This is a genomic window from Microcystis aeruginosa NIES-2549 (assembly GCF_000981785.2).
GTDB classification, from domain to species: Bacteria; Cyanobacteriota; Cyanobacteriia; order Cyanobacteriales; family Microcystaceae; genus Microcystis; species Microcystis aeruginosa_C.
Map to the genome: position 1 here is coordinate 1,817,781 of NZ_CP011304.1, position 24,799 is coordinate 1,842,579.

The 24,799-nt window shown below is 43.9% G+C and carries 29 protein-coding genes, 1 pseudogene and 1 other annotated feature; of the genes and pseudogenes, 17 read left to right on the forward strand and 13 right to left on the reverse strand.

The window, feature by feature from the left end; translation table 11 throughout:
* Positions 1-31: 31 nt before the first annotated feature.
* From hetL to myaer_RS08735, 4 genes and pseudogenes are all read left to right on the forward strand, one after another.
* Positions 32-694 (forward strand): heterocyst differentiation pentapeptide repeat protein HetL, encoded by a 663-nt coding sequence (hetL, locus tag myaer_RS08725; RefSeq protein WP_046661816.1) that lies wholly within the window; start codon positions 32-34, stop codon positions 692-694.
* Between the two features lie 371 nt (positions 695-1,065).
* Complete coding sequence (locus tag myaer_RS21605; protein WP_046661817.1) at positions 1,066-1,527, forward strand: HEAT repeat domain-containing protein; 462 nt, start codon at positions 1,066-1,068, stop codon at positions 1,525-1,527.
* Between the two features lie 182 nt (positions 1,528-1,709).
* Positions 1,710-2,468 (forward strand): annotated as a pseudogene (locus myaer_RS22470) (DNA methyltransferase); the annotation flags it as partial.
* A 137-nt stretch (positions 2,469-2,605) separates the two neighbouring features.
* On the forward strand, positions 2,606-3,226 hold the full coding sequence (locus myaer_RS08735; protein WP_046661818.1) for a PEP-CTERM sorting domain-containing protein: 621 nt from the start codon (positions 2,606-2,608) through the stop codon (positions 3,224-3,226).
* A 90-nt stretch (positions 3,227-3,316) separates the two neighbouring features.
* Here the strand turns inward: myaer_RS08735 and myaer_RS08740 are convergent, their stop codons facing one another.
* The 7 genes from myaer_RS08740 to remA form a co-directional block, all read right to left on the reverse strand.
* Positions 3,317-3,454, reverse strand: a complete 138-nt coding sequence (locus tag myaer_RS08740) for a photosystem II reaction center protein K (protein WP_002739211.1) — start codon at positions 3,452-3,454, stop codon at positions 3,317-3,319.
* A gap of 50 nt (positions 3,455-3,504) precedes the next feature.
* On the reverse strand, positions 3,505-4,629 hold the full coding sequence (tgt, locus tag myaer_RS08745; protein ID WP_046661819.1) for a tRNA guanosine(34) transglycosylase Tgt: 1,125 nt from the start codon (positions 4,627-4,629) through the stop codon (positions 3,505-3,507).
* Positions 4,630-4,723: 94 nt separating this feature from the next.
* Positions 4,724-5,185: a hypothetical protein gene (locus myaer_RS08750; RefSeq protein WP_046661820.1), complete on the reverse strand. Its 462-nt coding sequence runs from the start codon at positions 5,183-5,185 to the stop codon at positions 4,724-4,726.
* Positions 5,186-5,396: 211 nt separating this feature from the next.
* A complete protein-coding gene (clpP, locus tag myaer_RS08755) occupies positions 5,397-6,038 on the reverse strand; it encodes an ATP-dependent Clp endopeptidase proteolytic subunit ClpP (RefSeq protein WP_223210720.1) in 642 nt (213 codons plus the stop codon).
* Between the two features lie 18 nt (positions 6,039-6,056).
* Positions 6,057-7,391 carry an RNA-guided endonuclease InsQ/TnpB family protein gene (locus myaer_RS08760; RefSeq protein WP_046661821.1) on the reverse strand — a complete coding sequence of 445 codons (1,335 nt, stop codon included), beginning with the start codon at positions 7,389-7,391 and terminating at the stop codon, positions 6,057-6,059.
* A 304-nt stretch (positions 7,392-7,695) separates the two neighbouring features.
* Positions 7,696-8,250 carry a guanylate kinase gene (gene gmk, locus myaer_RS08765; RefSeq protein ID WP_046661822.1) on the reverse strand — a complete coding sequence of 185 codons (555 nt, stop codon included), beginning with the start codon at positions 8,248-8,250 and terminating at the stop codon, positions 7,696-7,698.
* Between the two features lie 12 nt (positions 8,251-8,262).
* Positions 8,263-8,532, reverse strand: coding sequence for an extracellular matrix/biofilm regulator RemA (remA, locus tag myaer_RS08770; protein ID WP_002737924.1), 270 nt, complete (start codon positions 8,530-8,532; stop codon positions 8,263-8,265).
* 507 nt (positions 8,533-9,039) lie between these two features.
* On the opposite strand from remA, the gene myaer_RS08775 reads away from it, so the two are divergent.
* On the forward strand, positions 9,040-9,246 hold the full coding sequence (locus tag myaer_RS08775) for a hypothetical protein (RefSeq protein ID WP_004268575.1): 207 nt from the start codon (positions 9,040-9,042) through the stop codon (positions 9,244-9,246).
* Positions 9,247-9,374: 128 nt separating this feature from the next.
* Positions 9,375-9,860, forward strand: coding sequence for a photosystem II cytochrome c-550 (gene psbV / locus myaer_RS08780; protein WP_046661823.1), 486 nt, complete (start codon positions 9,375-9,377; stop codon positions 9,858-9,860).
* Between the two features lie 52 nt (positions 9,861-9,912).
* Here psbV and myaer_RS08785 read toward each other — a convergent pair whose 3' ends face one another.
* The gene (locus myaer_RS08785; RefSeq protein ID WP_002762377.1) at positions 9,913-10,614 is read right to left on the reverse strand and encodes a DUF3226 domain-containing protein; all 702 of its coding nucleotides are present in this window, start codon (positions 10,612-10,614) and stop codon (positions 9,913-9,915) included.
* A complete protein-coding gene (locus myaer_RS08790) occupies positions 10,607-11,701 on the reverse strand; it encodes an AAA family ATPase (protein WP_046661824.1) in 1,095 nt (364 codons plus the stop codon). Before myaer_RS08790 ends, myaer_RS08785 begins: the two co-directional genes overlap by 8 nt.
* A 180-nt stretch (positions 11,702-11,881) precedes the next feature.
* On the opposite strand from myaer_RS08790, the gene myaer_RS08795 reads away from it, so the two are divergent.
* From myaer_RS08795 to myaer_RS08825, 6 genes are all read left to right on the forward strand, one after another.
* Positions 11,882-13,387 carry a UbiD family decarboxylase gene (locus myaer_RS08795; protein ID WP_046661825.1) on the forward strand — a complete coding sequence of 502 codons (1,506 nt, stop codon included), beginning with the start codon at positions 11,882-11,884 and terminating at the stop codon, positions 13,385-13,387.
* 375 nt (positions 13,388-13,762) lie between these two features.
* Positions 13,763-13,879: a sequence feature (ribosomal protein L10 leader region), on the forward strand.
* 98 nt (positions 13,880-13,977) lie between these two features.
* On the forward strand, positions 13,978-14,526 hold the full coding sequence (gene rplJ / locus myaer_RS08805; protein ID WP_002737633.1) for a 50S ribosomal protein L10: 549 nt from the start codon (positions 13,978-13,980) through the stop codon (positions 14,524-14,526).
* Between the two features lie 43 nt (positions 14,527-14,569).
* Positions 14,570-14,962 carry a 50S ribosomal protein L7/L12 gene (rplL, locus tag myaer_RS08810; protein WP_016515259.1) on the forward strand — a complete coding sequence of 131 codons (393 nt, stop codon included), beginning with the start codon at positions 14,570-14,572 and terminating at the stop codon, positions 14,960-14,962.
* A gap of 104 nt (positions 14,963-15,066) precedes the next feature.
* A complete protein-coding gene (locus tag myaer_RS08815; RefSeq protein ID WP_012267019.1) occupies positions 15,067-15,162 on the forward strand; it encodes a photosystem II reaction center protein T in 96 nt (31 codons plus the stop codon).
* A gap of 127 nt (positions 15,163-15,289) precedes the next feature.
* The gene (gene nrdR, locus myaer_RS08820) at positions 15,290-15,805 is read left to right on the forward strand and encodes a transcriptional regulator NrdR (protein WP_046661826.1); all 516 of its coding nucleotides are present in this window, start codon (positions 15,290-15,292) and stop codon (positions 15,803-15,805) included.
* 232 nt (positions 15,806-16,037) lie between these two features.
* On the forward strand, positions 16,038-17,030 hold the full coding sequence (locus myaer_RS08825) for a 30S ribosomal protein S1 (protein WP_002737013.1): 993 nt from the start codon (positions 16,038-16,040) through the stop codon (positions 17,028-17,030).
* 138 nt (positions 17,031-17,168) lie between these two features.
* Here myaer_RS08825 and myaer_RS08830 read toward each other — a convergent pair whose 3' ends face one another.
* Together myaer_RS08830 and myaer_RS08835 are read right to left on the reverse strand one after the other, a co-directional pair.
* A complete protein-coding gene (locus tag myaer_RS08830; RefSeq protein WP_046661827.1) occupies positions 17,169-18,203 on the reverse strand; it encodes an adenylate/guanylate cyclase domain-containing protein in 1,035 nt (344 codons plus the stop codon).
* Positions 18,204-18,254: 51 nt separating this feature from the next.
* Complete coding sequence (locus tag myaer_RS08835; RefSeq protein ID WP_046661828.1) at positions 18,255-18,956, reverse strand: DUF3120 domain-containing protein; 702 nt, start codon at positions 18,954-18,956, stop codon at positions 18,255-18,257.
* A gap of 161 nt (positions 18,957-19,117) precedes the next feature.
* On the opposite strand from myaer_RS08835, the gene myaer_RS08840 reads away from it, so the two are divergent.
* Positions 19,118-19,786 carry a hypothetical protein gene (locus tag myaer_RS08840; protein WP_046661829.1) on the forward strand — a complete coding sequence of 223 codons (669 nt, stop codon included), beginning with the start codon at positions 19,118-19,120 and terminating at the stop codon, positions 19,784-19,786.
* Here the strand turns inward: myaer_RS08840 and myaer_RS08845 are convergent.
* Positions 19,783-20,217 carry a VOC family protein gene (locus myaer_RS08845; protein ID WP_046661830.1) on the reverse strand — a complete coding sequence of 145 codons (435 nt, stop codon included), beginning with the start codon at positions 20,215-20,217 and terminating at the stop codon, positions 19,783-19,785. The two genes, myaer_RS08840 and myaer_RS08845, sit on opposite strands and share 4 nt — an antisense overlap.
* A gap of 16 nt (positions 20,218-20,233) precedes the next feature.
* On the reverse strand, positions 20,234-20,749 hold the full coding sequence (locus myaer_RS08850; protein WP_046661831.1) for a TIGR02652 family protein: 516 nt from the start codon (positions 20,747-20,749) through the stop codon (positions 20,234-20,236).
* 108 nt (positions 20,750-20,857) lie between these two features.
* Here myaer_RS08850 and myaer_RS08855 point away from each other — a divergent pair, with 108 nt between their 5' ends.
* The 4 genes from myaer_RS08855 to purB all read left to right on the forward strand — a co-directional run bounded on the left by myaer_RS08855 (position 20,858) and on the right by purB (position 24,733).
* Positions 20,858-21,409, forward strand: coding sequence for a gamma carbonic anhydrase family protein (locus myaer_RS08855; RefSeq protein ID WP_046661832.1), 552 nt, complete (start codon positions 20,858-20,860; stop codon positions 21,407-21,409).
* A 65-nt stretch (positions 21,410-21,474) separates the two neighbouring features.
* Positions 21,475-21,594 carry a photosystem II protein Y gene (locus myaer_RS08860; protein ID WP_002747397.1) on the forward strand — a complete coding sequence of 40 codons (120 nt, stop codon included), beginning with the start codon at positions 21,475-21,477 and terminating at the stop codon, positions 21,592-21,594.
* 192 nt (positions 21,595-21,786) lie between these two features.
* Positions 21,787-23,121, forward strand: coding sequence for an FAD-binding oxidoreductase (locus myaer_RS08865; RefSeq protein WP_046661833.1), 1,335 nt, complete (start codon positions 21,787-21,789; stop codon positions 23,119-23,121).
* Between the two features lie 316 nt (positions 23,122-23,437).
* Complete coding sequence (gene purB / locus myaer_RS08870) at positions 23,438-24,733, forward strand: adenylosuccinate lyase (RefSeq protein ID WP_045357973.1); 1,296 nt, start codon at positions 23,438-23,440, stop codon at positions 24,731-24,733.
* The last annotated feature ends 66 nt before the right edge of the window (positions 24,734-24,799 follow it).

Below are 24,799 nucleotides of genomic sequence, written 5' to 3' on the forward strand. Positions count from 1 at the left end.
TTTGCGTCAATTATGATAAGGAAAAATTTCCATGCTCCTAGAAGAACTTTGTCAACGCTATCGGGAGGGAGAAAGAGATTTTCGGGGGATTAATTTGCGGGAAGGCGACTTAACTAATATTATCCTCCCAGGAGTCGATTTTTGCCGTGCTGATCTGCGACAGGCGCGGTTAGGAAAAATACGCCTCGCGCGATCACTGCTGAGAGAAGCAGATTTAAGTGAGGCGATTCTCTGGGGAGCAGATTTAAGTCAAGTGGACTTTTATCGAGCTTGTTTACGCGATGCAGACCTAAGCGGGGCTAATCTCATCGAAGCCAATTTAGAAGCCGCTTATTTAACCAAAGCCGTCTTAAATGGTGTTAATCTCAACAGTGCTAATCTCCAGCAGGCCCTATTAATCGATGCGGATTTTCGCTCCACTTCCGACCAACGCACGGACTTAGGCAAAACTAACTTTTGCGGAGCCGATCTCAACTATGCCAATCTGAGCGGCTCCCTGTTATATCGAGCTAATTTCGCCGATTGCCGACTTTGCCGGGTTAATTTTCGTGCTAGTCCCGAAAGAGACGGATTTATTACCGATCTTACCGGGGCCAGTTTCCGGGGTGCAGATCTCAGTTATGCTGATTTGCGCGGGGCAGTTTTAGAAGATGTGGACTTGACTGATGCTGATTTAACCGGGACTTTGTTTTAACTTAGGCAATGAACAACGGAGAAAAAGTTCTCATTTTCCACCTCAGGAAAATATCTTAATCGATCGGAGATTCAATTATTCCCAAAAACTTGCCGGTTGGGTTTGACAACTCAATTAGCTGGAGTTTTTGGCTGTAAATTAAATGGTGCTATATAGCGCTTTTCACGTTAGTGAGGTATCGACAAGTTTTGCAAACAAAGGGTTTAAGCTCCTTGCCCATACCTCATTTTGATGAAAACTACTATAATTCAATTATACTGATTCTCGCCTCTGTCAGGCACAATTAAACCTTTGCTAGTCGGCTTTTCAGAATCGAGAATTTGACTGATGTTAACGGAAAACTCTAGACTGTCACCAAAGATTAAACAAAAATGCTCACTAAAGAAAGTATCCAGGAATTAAAAACAACTAATCCCGACTTTCTCGGCGAAATATTATCCCAAACGGAGGATAGTAAAAATCTGGTATTTATCTTAGAAAATCTCGGACAAATCCCCGATAATTTTAATCAAAATATCCTCATTAATCTCGCTCAACACTCCCAAGAACAGATCAGATTTTTGGCAATTAAAAATCTGGCTAAACTAGCGGATATAAGTTTACTTAATTTTTTCTTTGAGCTTGCGGTTAATGATCGAGAATCTTTAGTAAAAAGAGAAGCGGTATCGGCAATCGCTCGTCTGAGGAATGAGGAAACTCTTCCCTTTTTATTCCAATTTTTAACCGACAAAGACCCGAAAATTATCTTACAGACAATTCGAGGTTTATTAGTTTTTAAAAACAATGATGTAGTCAAAAAATCTCTAATTAAAATTAGCAGATCATCCCAATGAAATTATTCAATCAGTTATCAGAAAAGCTTTCACCGATAAAAAATCTTCTACCGATCAACTACCCCATCCCTTATCCCCAGAATTTATGAAAAATGTCGTGGTTAATAGCGATGTGCGAGAAGTATTTCCCTATATTCCCGATCAATCTATTCATCTAACTTTTACTTCCCCCCCCCTACTACAACGCTCGCGACTACTCCATTTATACCAGTTATCAAGCTTACTTAGATTTTCTCTGTCAATTGTTCCAAGAAACCCATCGAATTACTAAAGAAGGTCGCTTTTTAGTTGTCAATACTTCCCCGATTATTATCCCTCGTACCAGTCGCGCCCATGCTAGTAAACGGTATCCAATATCTTTTGATCTACACTATTATTTAGTTAATCATGGTTGGGAATTTATCGATGATATTATCTGGTTAAAGCCAGAAAGTAGTGTCAAAAACCGCAATGGATGCTTTGTACAACACCGTAAACAATTAGCTTATAAACCTAATGCTGTCACCGAATATTTAATGGTTTATCGGAAATAAACAGATAAACTGCTTGATTGGAATATGAAACAATACGATCAAGATATTATAGAGTAAAGCAAGGTTTGTGGAGATTATGAAAGTTCTAACGTTTGGCAAATTGATCCGACTTTTGATAAAATTACTACAGCAGTATTTTCCATAGAATTATGTAATTTGGTGATTAAATTCTATTCCTATAAAGGCGATTTAGTCTTCGATTCCTTTGGTGGTAGAGGCACTGTGGGAAAGACCGCTAGAAATTTAGGTAGATATTTTTTCTTAACAGAACAGGAATCTACCTATGTGGATAGAATGAAGATATATTTGGGGCAGCCGATGCTTTTTGAACCCAAACTAACCAAATTTTTATCTTTAGCAGAATTCTTCCAATTGAGTCAGGAACAAGAATATGATAACAATCACTGATAGTGTAATTCAGCGAATTATTCGTAAGTTCATTTTGTTAAAGATTATTAAGATGCGCTTACCCTGCGAAAATTCCTTGACTATCGCCCCCATCTAAGGTACTATGCAATAGTCCTATGGTTGGATAATAAATCGGAATGATCAACTTCAAATACCAATTAACTCTAATAACAGCTACTGCCATTGGTTTAAGCTTGGGAGTTGTTGAAACCGCACAAGCGAGTTTGCTCGTCAATGTAACGGGAACTGCCGGCAGTGGACAGACGATTTGGGTGTTTTCTGGATCTTCTACAGCTTCTTCTGATGGTGTATTTGGCCTTGCTCCAAGCGATTCCCCCGAGGAGTGGCGTAATGTTGGCGACTACGTTGCCGATACTTCACTTAATGCAATATCCATCTCCCCTAGTTCTGGAAGTGCCAGCATCACCAATAGTCAGGGGACTCGATCTATCAGTTTGATCGGGATAGATTATGATGGCAATAGTAGTAGTAGTAATAATGATGATTTTGGAATCGGGGTTGCCGACCAGTCCCTTAATATCATTGCTGGAGATGTGGTTAGTTGGACAGGGACTTTGCTCCTTCCTCTCGACATTACCCAATTTAAGTTGGGGACCTATGGTCCAGCACAAAGTGGTGCGATCGGTGGTTTGACTGATATACAGCTAACCTTACAATCTGTTCCTGAATCGACCAGTATTATTGGGTTATTGGTTGCAGGTACATTTGGTCTGGCTTTGTGTCGCCGTAAAGTTTAATCGGGTGTTGCCTCTTTTTGATGGCAGTTGCAATTGAAAAAGAGACGCTCTAAAAAACGTCTCTTTTTAATCAGATAATTGAGAGTCGATTTATTTAAAACCGACGGATGCTTGCCAAACAAAGGCCAGCAAGAGGAAAAATAGGGGAATCAGGGGCAAGACATCGACTAAGGGGTCGAAAATTTGGTATGCTTCCGGCAATTTGGCGAACAAAAGTGCAGTTTCCATCTCTCTATCTACCTTGACAAGAAAATTTTTAAACGTTTCCTGAAATTTTATCACGTTGGGGTAACATCTACGGCATCCTCAAGCCAAGGGGCAAAATCTTGGGCAAAAGTACCCACTAGGATAGATTGACGAATTTCACGGGTAAATCTGATTAATTCGGCGATATTGTGCAGAGATAAGAGAATATAACCCAACATCTCCCCCGATTTAATTAAATGATTCAGATAGGCACGGCTAAAGTGTTGACAGGTGTAACAGGGACAAGTCTCGTCTAAAGGGGCGAAATCCTCCTTAAAACGGGCATTTTTGAGGTTCCAACGCTCCCCCCGCACTAAAGCCGTGCCATGGCGACCAAAACGGGTGGGAATAACGCAATCAAACAGATCTATACCACTAGCGATCGCCTTGGCCATTTCTCCATAGGTTCCCACTCCCATCAGGTAACGGGGCTTATTTTCGGGGAGTAAAGGGGCAGTTATCCGAACAATGCGATGAATTAGGCTCGTTTCTTCCCCCACACTCACGCCCCCGATAGCGTAACCGGGTAAATCGAGTTTTACTAAAGATTCCGCCGCCGCTGCCCGTAAATCCTCATAGATTCCTCCTTGGACTATGGCGAATAAAGCCTGTTCTTGAGGTCGTTGATGGGCCCCCAGACAGCGCTCTAACCAGCGATAGGTGCGTTCTATGGATGCTTTCATGGTCTCATGACTGACTCCCGTGGGGGGACATTCATCGAAGGCCATAATCACATCAGCACCGAGGGCATTTTGAATCTGAATCGATTTTTCTGGCGTAATTTCGATGATTCTACCGTCCCGGGGCGATCGAAAGGTGACTCCCGACTCTTTAATTTGCCGGAGTTGACTAAGGCTAAATACCTGAAATCCACCCGAATCTGTTAATATTGGCTGATTCCACGCCATAAACTCGTGTAAACCTCCCGCTCTCTCGATAATACTTTCTCCAGGCTGCAGATGCAGGTGATAGGTATTAGCGAGAATCATTTGCGCCCCCGTGCTGGCGATTTGAGCGGGGGTCAAACCTTTCACCGTCGCTAAAGTTCCCACGGGCATAAAACGGGGTGTTTCTACCAGTCCGTGGGGAGTATGCCAAACCCCAACCCGCGCACCAGTTTGGGGACACTGGGCGATTAATTCAAAGGAAAATCCCACTGTTTCAGTTATCAGTTATCAGTTATCAGTTATCAGTTATCAGTAACCAGTTATCAGTAACCAGTTATCAGTTATCAGTATTTTTGCTCGCTGCCTAAAAGGGGCAATCGTTGTCGTCTTCGTCTTCAAACTGCACATCCCACTTAGCAGAAAGAACCTGAGTAACCATGGCTTCGAGGGTATCGGCATTGAGACGGGCTTTCATCTCGGGGTCTTGCAGTGGATTACTCAGGGGAATCAGCCGTAATTGCCGATTGTCTTGGATCAGATCAAAATAGGTTTCACCGTCGGGAGAGCGGTTTAAACGTAGATAATCGAAGCTATAGGTATTGAGATAAAGACTGTAGTTAGCAACTAAAGTGCTTTGCTGATAATCGGCGAAAACTTCCACTATCCATCCTTCCCCTTCACTCTGAATCACCCCTTCGAGACTATGGATGTAGCGAACTCGTCCGAGATCATCGAGGAGACGACGCATATCTTCTTTAGCGATGACCACGCCAGAATCAATAATACAGGGGGCGGGCAGGGGCTGTGAGGGTGGATGATAGTTCATAGGGATTGCCAGTAAAAAAATTTCCGTTAATAACCCACCGGGGGGGGTCCACCGATTCCTGTTGCAATTTTTTTCGGGTTACGTCTCGATCTTAACCCAATCCGCTAGAACTTTTCACTGTTACTTAAGATTAAGACCGAAGATCGATGATTAATTTCTGCTTACTAAATATTTACAAAAATCTGGGTAGACAGGGCCTACCCAATCATAATTATTTACTGGGGGGGTTAGAAGCGGAAGGACTGCGATCGATCACCTGATCGATTAAACCATAATCCAGAGCCTCTTCGGCGGACATAAAGAAATCCCTTTCCGTATCCTCGGCGATGAGGTCGAGAGGTTTACCCGTATGACTAGCTAGGTGTTCATTGAGTAGTTGTTTGAGATAGAGAATTTCTTTGGCCTGAATTTCGATATCGGTGGCCTGACCTTGGGCGCCGCCGAGGGGTTGGTGAATCATGATCCGCGAGTTGGGTAGGCTCATTCTTTTGCCCGGTTTGCCAGCGCTGAGGAGAAAAGCCCCCATACTGGCGGCTAAACCAATACAAATGGTGCTGACATCGGGACGGATTTGATTCATGGTGTCAAAAATCCCTAATCCGGCCGAAACGGAACCCCCGGGGGAGTTGATATACAAGTAAATATCTTTTTCGGGGTCTTCTGCTTCTAGAAAGAGTAATTGGGCGACGATTAGGTTAGCTAGGTCGCTGGTTACTTCTTGTCCCAAAAAGACGATTCTTTCCCGGAGTAGTCGGGAGTAGATATCGAAGGCGCGTTCGCCCCGGCCTGTGGTTTCAATAACGGTAGGAATCATTGCGCTTTCTTGTCTTGCTGCTGCGGTTAGTTTTTTGATTTTGACATACTCCCACCGTCAAGCTACGCTGTGACGGGGGATTCTTTCCAGATCACTATCGGAAATTCCTTGTTCAACGAGACAGCTTAGATTCTCAATGTCTCCACTGAAAATCCAGAGGCCGGACTCTCCCAAGGCGTTTGGGTCGGTTTCTGTTTGCCCAACAGTACCGTTGAGATGATTTCCCAAATATTTCAACCCTTTTTTAAGAATATTTATTGCTGCATTATGATCCCTATCTAAGACTGTTTGACAATTAGGACATTGATGAGTTCTAGTGCTTAAGGTTTTTTGAACTCTCGTCCCACAAACTGAACAATCTTGAGAAGTGAAATGCGGTGGTACAGCAACACAAACAATCCGATAAATCTTAGCAAAATAATTCAACCATTCAGTGAATTGATACCAAGAAGCATCGGAAATCGACTTAGATAGCTTACGGTTTTTGACTAAGTTTCTTACCTTTAAAGCTTCATAGACTACCAGATCATTAGACTGGACTAACGCCAAAGCGTCTTTAATTGCTTTGTCTTTACGTTGTCTTGATACTTTAAGATGAAGCTTGGCTACCTTTACCCGTTGCTTATGATAGTTTTTAGACTGTTTCTTTCCTTTACGGAATTTCTTAGATAATCGTCGTTGTGCTTTTTGAAGTCGTTTTTCTGACTTTCTTAAATAACGTGGATTCTCTACAGTATTACCTTGAGCATCGGTATAAAATTCCTTTAACCCTAAGTCAATTCCTGTTATTTGTCCCGTCGGTTTATGGTATTCTTGCCGTTCTACGTCAATCAGAAACTGGCAATAATAACCGTCAGCACGTCTAACAACTCTTACCCGTCTAATCTGTTGTTCTGAATAATAAACTAAGGTCTTTTGACTACACCATAAATCAAATTCTCCTGCTTTAAAGCCATCAGTAAATCTGATTTTACGTCGATCATCAGATAGTTTGTAGCCTGTTAGTTTATACTCAACATCTCGACTTCGCTCGACGTTGACCCTGAGCGAAGCCGAAGGGTCAACCGAACGACTATGCTTTTTGAACCGAGGAAAACCCTTTTTCCCAAGTATCTTAGCATGACAATTCTGGTAAAACCGATTAATTGATTGCCAGGCTCTATCAGCAGCCGATTGACGAGCTTGAGAGTTTAATTTATTAACCCAAGGTGTCTCTTTATTGTTAGCTAGTACCGAGCAAAGTTTTTGGAGATCATTGCGGGTTGTACCCTTATGATCCATCCAATAACGAACACAAGAGTTACGCACAAACTGAGATGTTCTAATTGCTTCATCAAGCCGGTGATATTGCTCTAGTGTCCCGTTTTTTAGCTTTGCTTCTACGACTAGCATCTAACAATTCTCGACCATTGGTTAAGTAGATTATAACACAGTTTGTCCACAGATGGTGGAATTAAACCGATACTCCGTTGCTGACCCTTCGACTTCGCTCAGGGTCATTGATATTCTGGTCGGATTTCATCCCCCGCTAATTTTTGTGAGTATCTTATCGAAAAATGTAGCGGGGGTATTCATCCGATATTTTAGGTAACTTAGGGAATGGGGGATAAGGATTAGGGGAAGTGGGGAAGTGGGGAATTTCAACTAAAACCCTAAAACCCTAAAACCCCAAAACCTAACACCTAACCCCCAACAGCTAACGGCTAAAAATAATCTTCTCGACGGCATCTAGGGCGCTTTCTAGGTCATCGTTGACGATTTGATAGGGGAATTCCTCGCTGGCGGCTAATTCTTCTCGGGCGCGTTCCAGACGACGGGCGATCGCTGTTTCGGCATCTTTGCCCCGGCCGCGCAAACGACGTTCTAATTCCTCGAAACTGGGGGGTAGGATAAAGATTCTCCTCGCTTCGGGGAAGCTTTGACAGACCTGTCTGGCTCCCTCCAATTCGATTTCTAGAATGACGGTCTGGCCTGCCGCTAATTGAGCGGCGATCGCTGATTGGGGGGTCCCATAGTAGTTGCCCGCGTATTCGGCCGATTCTAGAAATTCTCCAGCTGCCATTTTCTCCTCGAAACTGGGACGGTCGAGAAAATAGTAGTCTTCCCCCTCAATTTCACCCGGTCGAGGTGGGCGCGTAGTAGCGGATACTGACAGGTAGAGGTTAGGGAAACGAGTTAGTAAATGCCGTACTAGCGTACCCTTGCCCACACCGCTAGGGCCAGTAATGACGATTAATTGACCGGGTTGCATGGGGTTAATAACTTAGTTGCTACTATTAACAGGGGCTTCCTTGTTGACCACGAAACGGTGAGCCACGGTTTCCGGTTGAATGGCCGACAGCACCACATGACTAGAATCGGTGATGATCACCGCACGAGTCCGTCTTCCGTATGTAGCATCGATTAAACAGCCTTTATCCCGAGCATCACTGATGATGCGTTTGATAGGAGCAGATTCTGGGCTAACGATGGCGATAACCCGATTAGCGGAAACTATATTACCGAAGCCAATGTTGATCAGTTGTATATCCATAAGTTAACAAAGGTGTAGTCCTTTGTACAAAAGAGTGTGGAGGTATGATTACAATGTTATCGAGAAAGATTTAGCCTTACAACGCTAAAAATAACATTCTTAATCACATTTTAGTATTTTTTCAGGTTTTTTGCGATTTTAATTAAATTTGTTTACACGAGTCTCTATCTTAGGGAATAAAAAAGCAAAAGTCGGGAAAATTAGGGAATTTGGGGGGCGTGGGGTGTGGGGTGATGGGGAAGTGGGGTGTGGGGTGTGGGGTGTGGGGTGTGGGGTGTAGGGTGTGGGGTGTGGGGTGTGGGGTGTAGGGTGATGGGAGCTTTTTTCAGTGTTGCCAAAGGCACGGCGTAGCCGTCCAGTAAACAGTAATCAGTGAACTGAAAACTCACAACTGATCACTGATAACTGATCACTGATAACTGATCACTGTTAAGAATGTCCCCAGCAATGGCATGATAATTATGGTAACTAATAAGTATTCTCTATCCTTGGTGGGTGCGTTAGACTATGGGGTTTGCTGATCTATCGATCGCTGATATTGCGGCAGAGTACGATCTGGCCGATGAATCTGTGTTGTCACTTTGCGACCAATTAGGCATCTCCTATAAAGATCGGCAGACTAATCTCGCCCTAGAAGATGCTAAAGCAATTATCTCACTGATTTTATCCAAACGCTCAGGAGTAACCGCCTCGAAAACGGAAACGTCCCCTTGACTTTATTCCCAACTGCGATCTTCTCGGTGTCCGTGATCACTTAGAATCGATCGACACCCTCCCATAGGAGAAAATTTTTTAGTCACCTTAAAATCCCCCCTCTTGGAACAATTGCGAGTAGGAGAACAATGATCAAACGTTTGATTGTGGCAGCGATCGCTGTAGTCTTTTTTGTATTACAATTCAATCTTAACGGCGCTAGTGCCTTAGAACTCGATGAAGAAACCCTCACCATCACCCTCAATGATGCGGGGGGATCGGTGACTTTGACTTCTGAACAAGCGACGGAAGGACAGAAACTTTTTATCGCCAATTGTACTAAGTGCCACCTGCAAGGTAAAACCAAAACTAATAATAATGTCAGTTTGGGTCTGGCCGATCTGGCCAAAGCGGAACCCCCCAGAGATAATCTGTTAGCATTGATTGATTATCTAGAACATCCCACCAGTTACGATGGTGAAGATGATCTAAGCGAATTTCATCCCAATGTTAGCCGTCCCGATATCTTCCCAGAATTACGCAATCTGACCGAAGATGATGTGTATAACGTCGCCGCTTATCTGTTGGTTGCTCCCCGTCTAGACGAGCGCTGGGGTGGCACAATTTACTTCTAAATTGCCCTCCATATATCCCTCTATCCCTCTAGATTTCTAGGGGGATTTTTGATTAGACAGCAAATAGTTGTAAAAATTCTTTGAGTTCATTTAATACCTCATGCTCAAAGTTCCAAATATGACGTTTGTTTTTCATAACATAATCAAATCCATTCATACTGCATTTCCTGCCAGCTTGTTTTTTGTCTTCTGTGGAACAGGTATCAAATCGTAAATAGTTACTAATCCAAAACTTATCAAAATCTTTGTCTTTAATCGATTTTTCTTGCTTGTTTAAACAATTTCTCCAGTCTTCTAAACAATCCGCATAGGTGGAATCTTGATTTTTAATCTTCTTGAGAACTGTTTCTAGTTCTCCTTGTCCTTCCACATTGGTAAAATAACAAGCAAATTCTGTGATTTGATCTTCTATTGTTGTCAATCTATAAAGCTGACTGGTTTCCCTAATATCTTCCGCTTCTGGATACACCTTTTTCAGACAATCATTAAGCCAATTTAGTCGCTCTGTCTTAGTATCAGAATCTTGATCGATAATAATACCAACTTTAGGGATAGCTTTTTTACCAAGAGTCGCCTTAATTTCATCGAAAGTGCTGGTTAATTTAGCTTTATCTAAACCCTGTAAACATTTATAGTCATCTTCCTCAAAGCAAATCGGTTTATCTAACTGAATTTTGTTAATATTTAAGTATTTTACTAGGGCTTCGATAAAAATTTTATCATTCTTGCTCTCGACGATTAATAAGTTACTCACCTCTCACCTCATTGCCATGTTTTAAGGCGTACTCTAAAGTGCTTAATTGTCTTTTAATACCAATAATTTTATCAGTTCTGGGACTCCTTGCTAGTTCAAAATAGGCCCCCTGTTCTGGATAATATTCTAACCCCACATCGGCAAAAGCTTGGATCATCTCTAAACTATGGGTTGTGGCAAAAATTTGGCTATCTAGTTCGATAGCTAATCGGAATAAAGTTTTCCAAATATCTGGGTAAGCAGTATAGTGAAGACCATTTTCTATTTCATCGATAAAAATAATTTTTTTAGGATTGATGAGTAGAGCAAAAATCATCTCTATCAGACGATTAATAGCTTCACCAAACAGAGATACGGGTAGGCGTTTTCTCTCTTTTCTTTTCAGATATAAATTTGGTTCACCCAGAAAAAAACTTTCTATTTTTTCAATGGACGGATCGAGAATTTGTAGAGCTTTTAGCACTTCTTCTTCCTGTTCATTAAAAACTATTTTAGTATAGGACTCGCTCAATTCTTCCAAAGATTTATTGACAGATGCGGCAATGATTACTGGTTCCTCATCACCCCCATTAGGTAAAGCTAGTATCTCCTTAGAACTAGCAATTAAAAAATAGTTCAGTTGCTCATCATTTGAGTCATGATCATGGTCAAAACTTGTGTGAATATTTAAGATAGAAATAACTGATTTATCTTTAGCGATAAAATCGTATAATTTTTGCCAGTCTTCAGAGATGCCTAGAACACTATCTTTAAGAGAACCAGAAATCGATATTTTTACCAATTTGTCTCCTTGGTTAGATTGGGAGCCTTTTAACTCAATAATATTTTTTCTATCAAGATTGAATAATAAATCATCCCAAGCATTTTTGGGAACAGCCCGAACAACTGCTAAAGATTGCCTACGAATGATTCCTCTGATGTAGGGATGAATAGTATTTGGATAGGGATAACTATACAAAAATATTGCCTCTAACAGGGCAGTTTTCCCTGAATTGTTTTTACCACCAATTAAATTAACTCGCTCAAAACCTTCAATTTTGGTATGCTCAAAACATCTAAAATTACTAATTTCAATATCCTTAATCATGTTGACCTCTGGGCTGAATAAGCATAAACTTAGGGTTAGGAATAAAGCTGGCAAGATAGGGATTTTTTTACTTAATTCTAGACGAGAATTGCCTCCAACTCTGAAAACGGTGACTATCCCCCACCGAAACTGCCGCCCTAAGAGATAATAGAAACAGGGATTTATTTACATTTCTTCATCATGGCTAGAGACTTACGAGGATTTATTAAGCTTTTAGAAGAGCGTGGGCAATTACGCCGCATTAGTGCATCGGTCTCTGCCGATTTAGAAATTGCCGAGATCGCTAATCGGATGCTACAGGTAGGGGGACCGGCCCTACTGTTTGAAAACGTGCAAGGGGCCGAGTTTCCCGTCGCTATTAACCTAATGGGAACCGTAGAACGCATCTGTTGGGCGATGAACCTGAATAAACCCGAAGAATTGGAAGATTTAGGCAAAAAACTCGCCCTCTTGCAACAACCGAAACCGCCGAAAAAACTCTCCCAAGCGATCGATTTTGGTAAAGTGTTGTTTGATGTCCTGAAAGCCAAACCCAGCCGTAACTTTTTCCCCCCCTGTCAACAGGTGATTTTAGAAGGGGATGAAGTAGATTTAAAGAAAATTCCGATGATTCGCCCCTATTCCGGCGATGCAGGTCAGATTATCACCCTAGGGCTAGTAATTACTAAAGATTGCGAAACGGGAACCCCTAACGTCGGTGTCTATCGCTTACAACTACAGTCTCACAATACCATGACCGTCCACTGGTTATCCGTGCGCGGTGGGGCGCGTCACCTGCGAAAAGCGGCACAGATGGGCAAAAAATTAGAAATAGCCATCGCTTTAGGGGTTGATCCTCTAATTATCATGGCCGCCGCCACTCCTATCCCCGTAGATCTCTCAGAATGGCTGTTTGCGGGATTGTACGGTGGTTCTGGGGTACAGTTAGCCAAGTGTAAAACCCTCGATTTAGAAGTGCCGGCCGACTCAGAAATCGTCCTCGAAGGAACAATTACTCCCGGAGAGGTATTGCCAGATGGACCCTTTGGTGATCACATGGGTTACTATGGCGGTGTGGAAGATTCACCCCTGATTCATTTCCACTGTATGACCCATCGTCGCGACCCCATTTATTTAACCACTTTTAGCGGTCGTCCTCCCAAGGAAGAGGCGATGATGGCTATCGCTCTTAATCGTATTTATACGCCGATTTTACGGCAACAGGTGTCGGAAATAAGAGATTTTTTCCTGCCCATGGAAGCTTTAAGCTATAAAGCGGCGATTATCTCCATTGATAAAGCTTATCCCGGACAAGCGCGGCGAGCGGCCTTAGCTTTTTGGAGTGCCTTACCCCAGTTCACCTATACTAAATTTGTCATCGTCGTCGATAAGGAGATTAATATTCGCGACCCCCGGCAAGTGGTTTGGGCAATTAGTTCTAAAGTGGATCCAGTTCGCGATGTGTTTATTCTCCCAGAAACCCCCTTTGATAGCCTCGATTTTGCCAGCGAAAAGGTCGGTTTGGGGGGGAGAATGGGAATTGATGCCACCACTAAAATGTATCCCGAAACGGACCACGAATGGGGGGAACCGTTGGAGTCGGATCCGGCCATGGCGGTCAAGGTTTCCCAACGCTGGTCAGAATACGGTTTAATCGATATTAATTTACAAGAAGTAGATGCCAATAAATTTGGCTACGAAATGTAGATTTATTCGACTAGGCTGTTAGCTAAGACGCATTTTAAAAGATTTAGAACCTTGTCTTCTGACAAAAGATTCCTAAACTCCAAACAAAAATGATTCTACAGATAATGGTAAACCCAAACGTCAATGTAGAGATTGTGGTGATCGGTGAGTGGGCAACCCTAACAATAAAATTATTTCGCCAGAGACTGAACCATAGACCTCTTGTAAAAATCAAAAATTGGCTCTTCTAGGTTCTGTGTGATCAGTTTAACTTACTCTATGATCGATCGATCTTTGTGTCCTTTGTGTCTTTGTGGTTCGTTCCACCCACTCGCCAGCAGCACTGTGTCTTAGAATACATATCGTGCTTGACATAAATCCCGCAATAGTGCTACAATGAAAAGCTGGCTTAAGCCAAAGACAGCAGGTGCCAAACAGCTTAAATACCCTGCCGAGGTCAAAGCGAGAAAACAGCAGCCAAAAAGACCAAAGAGAGATTTTTTCTGTCTCGGTCGTGACTGAACTGATTCTCTCCACTCAACCCCGGCGCTACAAGGGGTTATTTTTGTGCCTGTGGAACCGGTCCCCCGCATACAGGAGGTGAACAAGGGATGGGGAGAAGCAGAGAAAGCAAGGGAGTAATTCTAGAAGAATTAAAAACCTCCCTTAGCGAAGCTCAATTAACGATGGTCATCGACTATCAAGGTTTAACCGTCGCCGAAATCAGCAATCTACGCCGCAAATTGCGCCCCACGGGAACGATTTGTAAAGTCACCAAAAATACTTTGATGGGATTGGCGATCGCTGAAGATAGTGGCTGGGAACCGATGAAAAGCCTTTTATCGGGAACATCCGCCTTTCTGCTCGTAAAAGAGGATATCGGTGGAGCTTTCAAGGCCTATCAAGAGTTCAAAAAAGAAAGCAAAAAAACCGAATTGCGTGGCGGTGTCCTCAAAGAAGGGACAAAAGGTCAACTGTTGACAGAAGATCAGATCAAAGCGATCGCTGATTTACCGTCGAAAGAACAGTTAATCGCTCAGGCTGCCGGAGCAATCAACGCCATTGCCACCAAACTGGCCCGCAGCATCAACGAAGTTCCCGCATCTTTGGCCCGTGCCGTCGATGCCGTGGCCCGTCAAGAAGAAAAAGAAGCGGCTTAATACCGCGCCAATCGATCACTTAAAACAATTAGGAGTCTAACCCATGTCTGCTGTAGCTGAAATCTTAGAAAAACTCAAAACCCTGACCCTCTTAGAAGCTGCGGAATTAGTCAAAGGTATCGAAGAAACCTTCGGAGTTAGTGCCGCCGCTCCAACTGGTGGCATAATTATGGCCGCTCCCGGGGCTGCTCCGGCTGCCGCCGCTGAAGCTGTGGAAGAACAAACCGAATTTAACGTCGTTCTCGAAGAAGTTCCCGCCGACAAGAAAATTGCTATCCTCAAGGTAGTGCGCGAATTGACCGGTTTAGGACTCAAAGAAGCGAAAGACCTAGTAGAAGCCGCTCCCAAAGCGGTTAAAGAAGGCACTAACAAAGACGAAGCCGCCGCCATCAAGAAAAAACTGGAAGATGCCGGGGCAAAAGTTAGCGTTAAATAGATTGCCACTGATTCTGGGGATGTAGATTACATCCCCAGACAAGCTGAAAAGCTCATTTCCTGATACTATAGGATTGTTATAGCAGTCTTGTAGGATGTCTAACCATGGAAAGCGTCGCTTACATTTTAGTTTTAACTATGGCTTTGTCGGTAATTTTCTTCGCCATCGCCTTCCGGGAACCTCCCCGGATTCAAAAGTAAATTTCTTAACTCCGTTTAGGTTAATAATTTTCTTCCCTGAGCCGCCCGCTTGTCAAAAGCAGGTTAGCGGCTCTGGTTTTCGTATTTAAAGGCTTAAATTAAAGGTTCCCCTCACCGAGCGCCTCCTATGCAATGCCCTAATTGTCAGCATACCGATAGTCGCGTTTTAGAGTCCCGTTCCTCCGAAAACGGTCAGAGCATTCGTCGTCGTCGTGAATGCTTACAATGTAAACATCGCTTCACCACCTACGAGCGCATCGAATTCGTGCCGATCACGGTGATTAAAAAAGATGGTAAACGGGAATCCTTCGATCGCTGCAAACTGCTGCGCGGGATCGTCCGCGCTTGCGAAAAAACCGGCATTCCCCACTCAAGATTAGAGGCGATCGTCAATGATATCGAATCCCGTCTGCAGCAAGACTCAAAACGGGAGGTAACAAGTCAGGAGATCGGTCAATTAGTCCTAGAATATCTCCGGCAAGAATCGGAAGTGGCCTATGTGCGCTTTGCTTCGGTTTACGGCAATTTTCAGGGAATTAGAGACTTTATCGCCGCTTTAGCTCTGCTGCAATCCTCCGAAATCGAACGCGCCTACCCTTCTTGGTCTCCAGTGGAAGAAGCCAGCGTAATCACCTCGTCTTAAATAGTTCCCGATTCAGTTATAATTAGGATCCCTTGTGCTATTTCAAGCCCAAGCTCTGGTTAGATTCTTAAAAGTCATTCTTGAGGCGGATTGCCTTCAAGAAAGCAGGATGCGGCAGTTCATCCCCTAGGCCCTGCCTAGAAACTAAATTGGGAGGCATCTCCTTTATTTAGAAACTGTACATCACATAGGAGGAAAAACCTACGGAACTTCCGAGGCCCAAACAACGTACATGACCACCCAAAAAACCGCAAACAAAAACATAGGCTTTACCCATGAAGATTTTGCCGCCCTTCTAGACAAATACGATTATCATTTCAGTCCGGGAGATGTTGTCGCCGGGACTGTTTTCAGCATGGAACCCCGGGGAGCGCTCATCGATATCGGTGCTAAAACCGCCGCTTTTATCCCCGTGCAGGAGATGTCGATCAACCGCGTCGATAATCCCGAAGAAGTTTTACAACCCAACGAAACCAGGGAATTTTTCATTCTTACCGACGAGAATGAAGATGGACAGCTAACCCTGTCGATCCGTCGCATCGAATATATGCGCGCTTGGGAACGGGTGCGTCAATTGCAAAAAGAAGATGCTACCGTGCGCTCGAATGTTTTCGCCACTAACCGTGGTGGGGCATTAGTCAGAATTGAAGGTCTCCGCGGCTTTATCCCCGGTTCTCACATTAGCACCAGAGAAGCGAAAGAGGATTTAGTCGGTCAGGAATTGCCCTTAAAGTTTTTAGAAGTGGACGAAGATCGCAACCGTCTGGTTTTAAGTCATCGTCGCGCTTTAGTGGAACGCAAGATGAACGGTTTAGCCGTGGGACAGGTGGTAATCGGTTCCGTGCGCGGAATCAAGCCCTACGGTGCTTTCATCGATATCGGTGGAGTCAGTGGTTTACTGCATATTTCCGAAATTTCTCACGATCACATTGACACCCCCCACACGGTTTTCAATGTCAATGATGAGTTGAAAGTGATGATTATCGATCTCGATGCCGAAAGAGGTCGCATTTCCCTCTCGACTAAACAATTAGAACCCGAACCGGGAGATATGCTAAAAAATCGCCCGTTAGTGTTTGAAAAAGCCGAAGAAATGGCGATTAAATACCGAGAAAAACGTCTAGCGGAAGCGGAAGGCCGGACCGTCTCGGAAGTGGTCGAAGAAATCGAAGTTCCCCCCGCCTTGGAGGAGGAAGATTTAGTTCTCGCCGCCACCGAGGAGTAGGTCAGCTATCAGTTATCAGTTATCAGTTATCAGTTATCAGTTATCAGATTTGAGTTTTAAGTGTACAGTATTAAGTAGGGTCTGCGGCAATCCCCCGTGAAATAGGAAGCTCTCAACGACCTTGAGAGTAGTTCACTTTCAATCTTCAAAACCGACACTGCCGACAACTCCTGTAATTCCGGTCATCTCCTCACTACTGTTGGCATCGAGGAAACGATCCAAGTCATCAAAAGTGGTTCCGTAGGTAATAGTGCTATCGTGGTATCCTTTCAGACTGACGGTATGTTGAGCAAAAACTTGCTGGAGATGGGGTAAACCGATGAGATAACCGTAGGTAGTAGCTCCGATGGCTAAATCCTTGCCCATTTCTTTAGTAGCCGACTCCAAACGAAAAGCGGCGTTGACTGTATCGCCGATCGCCGTATAATCTGGATGTTCACCGCTGCCAGTATTGCCGACCATGGCATAACCAGTATTCACCCCCGCACCGATGCGTAATGGGAAAGGTAAGGGATATTGTGCACTTAAAGTGCAAGTCATGTTATGTAGTTGCGTAATTGCTCGGAAAATTTGCAGGATATCGTCTTGATTGACTTCCTGTTGGCCGTGAAACCAGATGGCCATGATCGCATCACCAATATATTTATCTACCCAACAGCCGGAACTGCGGATAATATTCCCCGCATGGCGAAACCAATTGCCAATCAGAGAAGAAAGCACTTTTTCGTCTAATTGCCTGGTTAAAGCCGTAAAATTCCGCATATCTACCACCATCACCGATGTTAAGCGCCGTTCATGGAGGACGGAGGTGAGGGTATCCCATTCTAAATTGCGCGGTTGCTTGCTTACATTGGTGGGAGCAGGACGATAGAACTGCACCTCGGTTTTGCCAAAGGTGATCTGCTCTTTGCTATGGATAGTCACTGGAATGCCTACCCTTCTGCCATTGACAAAAGTTCCATTGCGACTACCGAGATCGATCAGATAAAAATCCCCTGTTTCCGTGGATTGTAAAATAGCGTGATTACGAGAGATACAGTGATCTTTAATCACGATATCGTTATCTTTGCTCCGTCCGATTGTCCAGTAAGATCTCCCCACGAGAGGGAAAAAACGCTGGCCCTTCTCGGTATGGAGTAGTAAATAGGGATTTTGTCCTGGTAGTATATCCACGGGTGCATAAGCGGCAATAGATAGACTGCGTTAATTATATAGCCTATTGTCTTAGGCCAGAGAGGCGGTAATCCAAAATAAACCATCGACTAAAATTGTACTCAATACAGCCCCGCTAAATGCCCACCAATGACATACCCTTTTTTGCAAAGGATAAATACCGATCGCTAAGAGCAGGTTGAGCAGCACGATCGCCCAACTGATGCCCCAGGGGGTCTCAATTTGGGCCAAGGCGTTATGAAATATCGGCGATACTAGGTTGGGGTCTAGTTCCACGGTCATTAATTGTCGCCAGTAGGGGATTAGTCCCGTTAGATAGAAATATACATCGGTGATGGCCGTTCCTAACAAAGAACCCAGATAGAAAAGATTGCCCACTTTGCCGCGACCTTTGTATAATCCCCAGAGAACAAAGGGCAGCCCGATCGCTTCCATGGGAATATGGATTAACGGTTCCCAACGCCACCAACCCCAGTACAGAGAACCTGCTAACCAACTCCAACTAAAGCCCAAAAGTAAATCCCCCCAAAGACTGATTTTTGCTTGTTTGAGCAGCCAAATCCCTAACCCCACCCAGAAAAAGGTTAAAACTAGGCTAACTTCGGGATAGTAGCGCACTAGGGGCGCTTGCATGAACACGGGAACCGAGACCAGAAATGCTGCTGTCCAAAAGACGGATTGACATTTTTCCCAGTTGGGGACTAGGGGTTTCAGGCGATCGGGATTGCTGGGAACTAGAGTAGAGTTGAGCAAAGGATTTCAGAATTGTTACGAAACTTTACTTATATTAAGATACATCATTTTCTCTCCACTATATCCCCTCTAGAAGATTTTGATAAATTAAAAAGGAAAATTGAGGCAGTGCTATCCTGTTAGAATCGAAACGACAGCAGCGATCGAGGAGTGAAAAAAATATGCCGGCGGGCTATGAAGAAAATCCCAGAATGCCCTTAGATAAAGTTATTTTTGTCATTGCTTGCCTCTATCTAGGTTGGGTGGTGGCATGGCTAATCAGTCAAAAAAATGCCCCCATCTCTCAAAATAGCACGATTTCCCGAGAAGATCAAAAATTTATTGCCTATCTGCAATCATCCCTTGCTATTATTGATCGCCAAGGTCAAACTTCATCCCCCGATCCCAATCCTGCTGCCAAAAATAACCCTTCTCCAGTAGCCACAGTTCCACCACCACCCCCCGCTAATTTACCAGTTAATAATACTCCCCAGATCATAGAAAGAATTTACGTTCCCGTTTATCCCCAAACCCCTGAAACTACTGCCAAAATTGCCCCAGTTACACCCTCAAGTACCGACATTTCTGCACCACCATTACCAGCTGCTCCCCAAGGGAATCGACCAGTGGCAGCGGTTATTCCTACCAATAATCAGGTGAAAAATATTCTGGTGGGGGTGATGGATTTAGGCGATCAATCTTCAGCTTTATTTGATAATAAGGGCATAACTACTCGTATTTCTCCGGGGGAATTTATCAATGGTTGGACTTTAGTGGAAGTTGGTAGTCAACAGGTTATTTTGTCTCGCAACGGTCAAACAAAAGTCTTAGAAGTGGGACAATCTTTTTAGGTTAAACGACGGATAAATTCTAGGGGTAAACCGTCTGTATCGGCAATAAAGGTGACTTCATAGACATGATCGCCGATCATCTGTTGTTGGGGGGGCAAAAGAATGTTTAAAGGTTGATATAAATCGGCATCCTCTTGATGGGCTTGCTGAAATTTATTTGTTAATTTTTCTAACCATTCTGGTAGATTGCTGACATTTTCTGTTAGGTCAAAAGACAAGTGATAATAACCGACATAATGCTGATCGCTAAAGGCATCGGGGGCGGGTTTCGGTTCAGGAATTTGGATTAATTCGATGCGTCCGTTTAATCCTGTTAGCCAACAGGCCAAAGTATAACCCGTGGTGAATCTTTCCTCTAGGTTAAAACCGAGAAGTTGGTAAAAAGCGATCGCCCGATGGATATTAGCGGTACGAATAGAAGCATGGTGCATTTTCAGTAATCAGTAATCAGTCAAAAAGACGAAAATAGGGATAACGTTTGGGAACCCCCGGTTCTTTTTCCAGATCAAAGTTAATTACATCCCAACAGGGTTCATCGGGGGCATCGGGACTAAATTCTACCGGTAAACCGTAGAGACGGGGAATAGTGGCTTCACCCGGTTCATTACCGCGCCAAGTGGTGTTACGTTCTAGGTAGGAACTAACTAGATCGCGATAACGGTTGGCAATAATCACTTTAGTCGCTTTAAATCCTTGAGTATAGAGGCGATCGAGTGCTTCGTGAATCTCAAAACGAATACCATCCGGGTGGGTGTGTTGACGATACCACTCACCATTCCAGAGTCGCCAATGCCGTCCTGACTGCAAGTGAACCAACTCACCCGTTTTGGGATCGGCTTCAAAAGCCCCATGGCGCGGACACAAATAGGTATCCGTCAAAGTGAGGGCGGGGATTAGCTGCCGACAGTGAGGACAATGGATATCGGGGCCAAAAACAGGGTATTGTAAACTTGCATTGATCATGGAAGAACCTAAACTAAAAATTGCTATCTTTGTACCAATAAGCCTATATATATTATACCCAACCAAATTGGACGGGTATTCTCTTTCGACTTTAGTGCAGATCCTCCCATGTCTTTAGATAACTTAAGATCAACTTCTAATTTCTGGCCCCTTGTCGATGTCAGTCAAGCGGCTTTTATCGCCCCCAATGCCACGGTAATAGGCGATATTTCCCTAGCTGTGGGGGTGAGTGTTTGGTATGGGGCGGTATTGCGTGCCGACGTGGAACGCATCGAAATTGGGGCCTATACTAATATCCAAGATGGGGCGATCCTACACGGAGATCCGGGCAAAATTACTATCCTTGAAGATTACGTTACCATCGGGCATCGGGCGGTAATTCACGCAGCCCATATTGAGCGCGGTTGTTTAATCGGCATTGGGGCAGTGATTCTCGATGGTGTGCGCGTCGGGGCGGGTAGTATTGTCGGGGCGGGTAGTATTGTGACAAAAGATATACCACCGCGATCTTTAGTGGTGGGCATTCCCGCTAAACGCGTCCGGGAAGTGTCGCCACAGGAGGCTCAAGAGTTGATCGAACACGCCGAGCGCTATGCTAAACTTGCCCTCGTTCATGGGGGAAAAGGTACTGATACTGGATTCCCAAAACGGGCGGATTAGGGTATAAATATAAAATGAGAATCAAGTAACAATCTTTTAAGCACTGACCGAGGAGAAGGAAATCTATGGACTGGAGAGTGTTAATCGTTTTAACCCCTTTGCTTATTGCTGGTGGCTGGGCTGTCTTCAATATCGGCGCTGCCGCTATTAGACAAGCTCAACAGTTTCTCAGCAAACAAAGTTAATAAAAGTTTATAATTCTTAGTAAAACCGACCGCCTAGGCGATCGGTTTTTAATTTTTCCTTTTTGAATTATGAATTATGAATTGGGGTATGGGGAGAACAAATAAAAATAATCTCCTGACTCCTGAATCCTGTCTCCTGAATCCTGACTCCTAACCCCACCAATACACTTTTTCAGCAAACCCTACCTAACCATGAAATCTAACTGTCAAAATCTCATTGAAGAACTTTCCCATCTGGAAATTATCACCGATCCGGGGCAAGTGGCGAAACTTTCCTTAGATTATTATCATTTTAGTCCCATTTTAGAAGCACAACTGCAAGATAAACGGGCTGATTTAGTCATTCGTCCCCACAATAGCCAAGAAGTTATTGACATCGCTAAAACCTGCGTTAAATACCAAATTCCTTTAACAGTTAGAGGTGCGGGGACAGGTAATTATGGTCAATGTGTTCCCTTACGGGGAGGAGTAATTTTAGACACAACCAAACTAACAAAAATTATCTCGATCGAACCGGGTACAGCACGGGTAGAAGCGGGGGTAAAAATGGCATTTTTTGATAAACAAGCTCGCGCAATTGGGTGGGAATTAAGAATGGCTCCCTCTACCTATCGGACGGCGACAATTGGCGGTTTTATCGGGGGTGGCAGTGTGGGCATGGGTTCAATTAATTATGGACAATTGAAGGATAGAGGCAATCTGCAAGCAGTGCAATTAGTCACCCTAGAAGCGGAACCAAAAATTATCGAACTACGGGGGGATGAGGTAGAAAAAGTCAATCATGCCTACGGAACAAATGGCATTATTACCGAGTTAGAAATAGCCCTCGCTCCCTGTTATCCTTGGGCAGAATTTATCGTTACTTTTGCCGATTTTATCACCGCCGCTAAATTCGGTCAAGCTCTCAGTGATAGTGATGGCATTGTCAAGAAAATGGTTAGTGTTCACTCTTGGCCAATTCCTGCTTATTTTACTGCTCTTAAGGATTATTTACCCACGGGAAAAGCGGCAGTTTTGTTAATAGTATCGGACAGCGATCGAGTCGCATTAGAATCTTTAATTAAAGAATATAATGGTGAACTTACCTACTATAAAACGCCAGAAGAAACTCAAAAAGGCAACAGTATCTTAGAATTTACTTGGAATCATACCACTCTCCATGCGCGTAGTTTTAACCCCAAGATAACTTATCTACAAGCTTTTTATTTTAATCTAGCCACGGTAGAGAAACTCTATAATTATTTTGGGGAGGAAATAATGATGCACCTAGAATTTTTGAGATTTCAAGGTAAAGTTATTCCCGCCGGTCTTCCCTTGCTAGAATTTACCACAGAAACTCGATTAAATGAGATTATTGCTATCTATGAACAACAGGGGGCAGCTATTGCCAATCCTCACACTTATATCATGGAAGATGGCGGCAGCAGACAGATTAATCCGCTACAACTAGAATTTAAACAACTCGTCGATCCCTACGGATTGAACAATCCGGGTAAAATGCGAGCATGGGTTGAAGCAAGGGGGTAGGGGTTCGATTCAGGCTAAATTAAACAAGATAGTTCACCGCGGCTCTCTTGGATTTGGTGGGTAAAATGTATTCTAAGATATAATCCTCCTAGAGAGGGGGTGGAACGAACCACAAAGACACAAAGGACACAAAGATCAATCAATCATATTGTAAGTTAAACTTATCACACACAACCTAGAAGAGCCTCACCGCTACTACCGAATCACTAACCGGAAAGAAGGGAGTGGGGAAAACAAAACTCCCCGCTGCCCCCTGCCTATTCCCAGACTTACCCCGATCCGATACAATTAAACGGTTGTCTTGGAATAATTAATAGTGATCGAGCGTTATACTCTCCCTGCGATGGGGAATTTGTGGACGGATAGATATAAATATCAAACATGGCTAGAGGTAGAGATAGCCGTCTGTGAAGCGCAGGCAGAATTAGGCTATATTCCCGCGGATGCAGTGGAAGAAATTAAGGCAAAAGCTAATTTTGATCCCGATCGCATTTTAGAAATAGAAGCAGAAGTGCGCCACGATGTCATCGCCTTTTTAACAAATGTTAACGAATATGTGGGCGAGCCGGGGCGTTATATTCATTTGGGTTTAACCAGTTCTGATGTACTAGATACCGCCCTGTCCTTACAATTAGTCGCCAGTTTAAACCTGATTTTAGAACAATTAGAAGATTTTATTCAAGCCCTGCGTTATCGCGCCCAAGAACACCGTTATACAGTCATGGTGGGACGTTCCCACGGCATTCACGCCGAACCGATCACCTTTGGCTTTAAACTAGCGGGATGGTTAGCGGAAGTGCTGCGAGGACGCGATCGTTTAATTCGCTTGCGCCAAGACATCGCCATCGGTAAAATATCCGGTGCAGTGGGAACATATTCCAATATTGATCCCAAAATTGAGGCGTTAACCTGTCAGAAGTTAGGATTAGAACCGGATACCGCTTCCACTCAAGTGATCTCCCGCGATCGACACGCCGATTATGTGCAACAATTAGCTTTATTGGCGGCTTCGATCGAACGTTTTGCCGTGGAGATTCGCAACCTGCAAAGAACCGATGTCCTAGAAGTGGAAGAATACTTTTCCAAAGGACAAAAAGGCTCCTCCGCTATGCCCCATAAACGTAATCCCATCCGTTCAGAACGCTTAACGGGAATGGCGAGAATTATCCGTAGTCATAGCGTTTCCGCTTTAGAAAATATCGCCCTCTGGCACGAAAGAGATATTTCCCATAGTTCCGTAGAACGGGTGATGCTGCCGGATGTTTGCATTTTAACCCACTTTATGCTCAAGGAAATCACCGATTTAGTCAAAAATCTGCTGGTGTATCCCGAAAACATGAAGCGAAATATGAATGTTTACGGTGGCGTGATTTTCAGTCAAAGAGTTCTTTTAACTTTGGTGAGTAAGGGAATTAGCCGGGAATCTGCCTATAAAATCGTCCAAGAAAACGCCCATCGCGCTTGGAACACCGATAACGGCAATTTTAAAGCTTTTATCAGTCAAGATGAACGAGTTACCGGCATTTTATCCCCCGACGAGATCGAAAGTTGCTTTGATCCCCAGCAGCACCTAAATCATCTTAATAGCATCTACCAAAGGTTAGATATTTAGGGAGCTTTCAGTTATCAGCTATCGGCCACGTTTTTGAGATCGGCAATTTGAAACCTTGGGAGTAAC

Bases quoted from the DNA above. Each gene is read 5' to 3' on its own strand.
- hetL (WP_046661816.1), top strand. From the start codon at position 32: ATGCTCCTAGAAGAACTTTGTCAACGCTATCGGGAGGGAGAAAGAGAT.
- myaer_RS21605 (WP_046661817.1), top strand. From the start codon at position 1,066: ATGCTCACTAAAGAAAGTATCCAGGAATTAAAAACAACTAATCCCGAC.
- myaer_RS08735 (WP_046661818.1), top strand. From the start codon at position 2,606: ATGATCAACTTCAAATACCAATTAACTCTAATAACAGCTACTGCCATT.
- myaer_RS08740 (WP_002739211.1), bottom strand. From the start codon at position 3,454: ATGGAAACTGCACTTTTGTTCGCCAAATTGCCGGAAGCATACCAAATT.
- myaer_RS08750 (WP_046661820.1), bottom strand. From the start codon at position 5,185: ATGAACTATCATCCACCCTCACAGCCCCTGCCCGCCCCCTGTATTATT.
- myaer_RS08760 (WP_046661821.1), bottom strand. From the start codon at position 7,391: ATGCTAGTCGTAGAAGCAAAGCTAAAAAACGGGACACTAGAGCAATAT.
- gmk (WP_046661822.1), bottom strand. From the start codon at position 8,250: ATGCAACCCGGTCAATTAATCGTCATTACTGGCCCTAGCGGTGTGGGC.
- remA (WP_002737924.1), bottom strand. From the start codon at position 8,532: ATGGATATACAACTGATCAACATTGGCTTCGGTAATATAGTTTCCGCT.
- myaer_RS08775 (WP_004268575.1), top strand. From the start codon at position 9,040: ATGGGGTTTGCTGATCTATCGATCGCTGATATTGCGGCAGAGTACGAT.
- psbV (WP_046661823.1), top strand. From the start codon at position 9,375: ATGATCAAACGTTTGATTGTGGCAGCGATCGCTGTAGTCTTTTTTGTA.
- myaer_RS08790 (WP_046661824.1), bottom strand. From the start codon at position 11,701: ATGATTAAGGATATTGAAATTAGTAATTTTAGATGTTTTGAGCATACC.
- myaer_RS08795 (WP_046661825.1), top strand. From the start codon at position 11,882: ATGGCTAGAGACTTACGAGGATTTATTAAGCTTTTAGAAGAGCGTGGG.
- rplJ (WP_002737633.1), top strand. From the start codon at position 13,978: ATGGGGAGAAGCAGAGAAAGCAAGGGAGTAATTCTAGAAGAATTAAAA.
- rplL (WP_016515259.1), top strand. From the start codon at position 14,570: ATGTCTGCTGTAGCTGAAATCTTAGAAAAACTCAAAACCCTGACCCTC.
- myaer_RS08815 (WP_012267019.1), top strand. From the start codon at position 15,067: ATGGAAAGCGTCGCTTACATTTTAGTTTTAACTATGGCTTTGTCGGTA.
- nrdR (WP_046661826.1), top strand. From the start codon at position 15,290: ATGCAATGCCCTAATTGTCAGCATACCGATAGTCGCGTTTTAGAGTCC.
- myaer_RS08825 (WP_002737013.1), top strand. From the start codon at position 16,038: ATGACCACCCAAAAAACCGCAAACAAAAACATAGGCTTTACCCATGAA.
- myaer_RS08840 (WP_046661829.1), top strand. From the start codon at position 19,118: ATGCCGGCGGGCTATGAAGAAAATCCCAGAATGCCCTTAGATAAAGTT.
- myaer_RS08845 (WP_046661830.1), bottom strand. From the start codon at position 20,217: ATGCACCATGCTTCTATTCGTACCGCTAATATCCATCGGGCGATCGCT.
- myaer_RS08850 (WP_046661831.1), bottom strand. From the start codon at position 20,749: ATGATCAATGCAAGTTTACAATACCCTGTTTTTGGCCCCGATATCCAT.
- myaer_RS08855 (WP_046661832.1), top strand. From the start codon at position 20,858: ATGTCTTTAGATAACTTAAGATCAACTTCTAATTTCTGGCCCCTTGTC.
- myaer_RS08860 (WP_002747397.1), top strand. From the start codon at position 21,475: ATGGACTGGAGAGTGTTAATCGTTTTAACCCCTTTGCTTATTGCTGGT.
- myaer_RS08865 (WP_046661833.1), top strand. From the start codon at position 21,787: ATGAAATCTAACTGTCAAAATCTCATTGAAGAACTTTCCCATCTGGAA.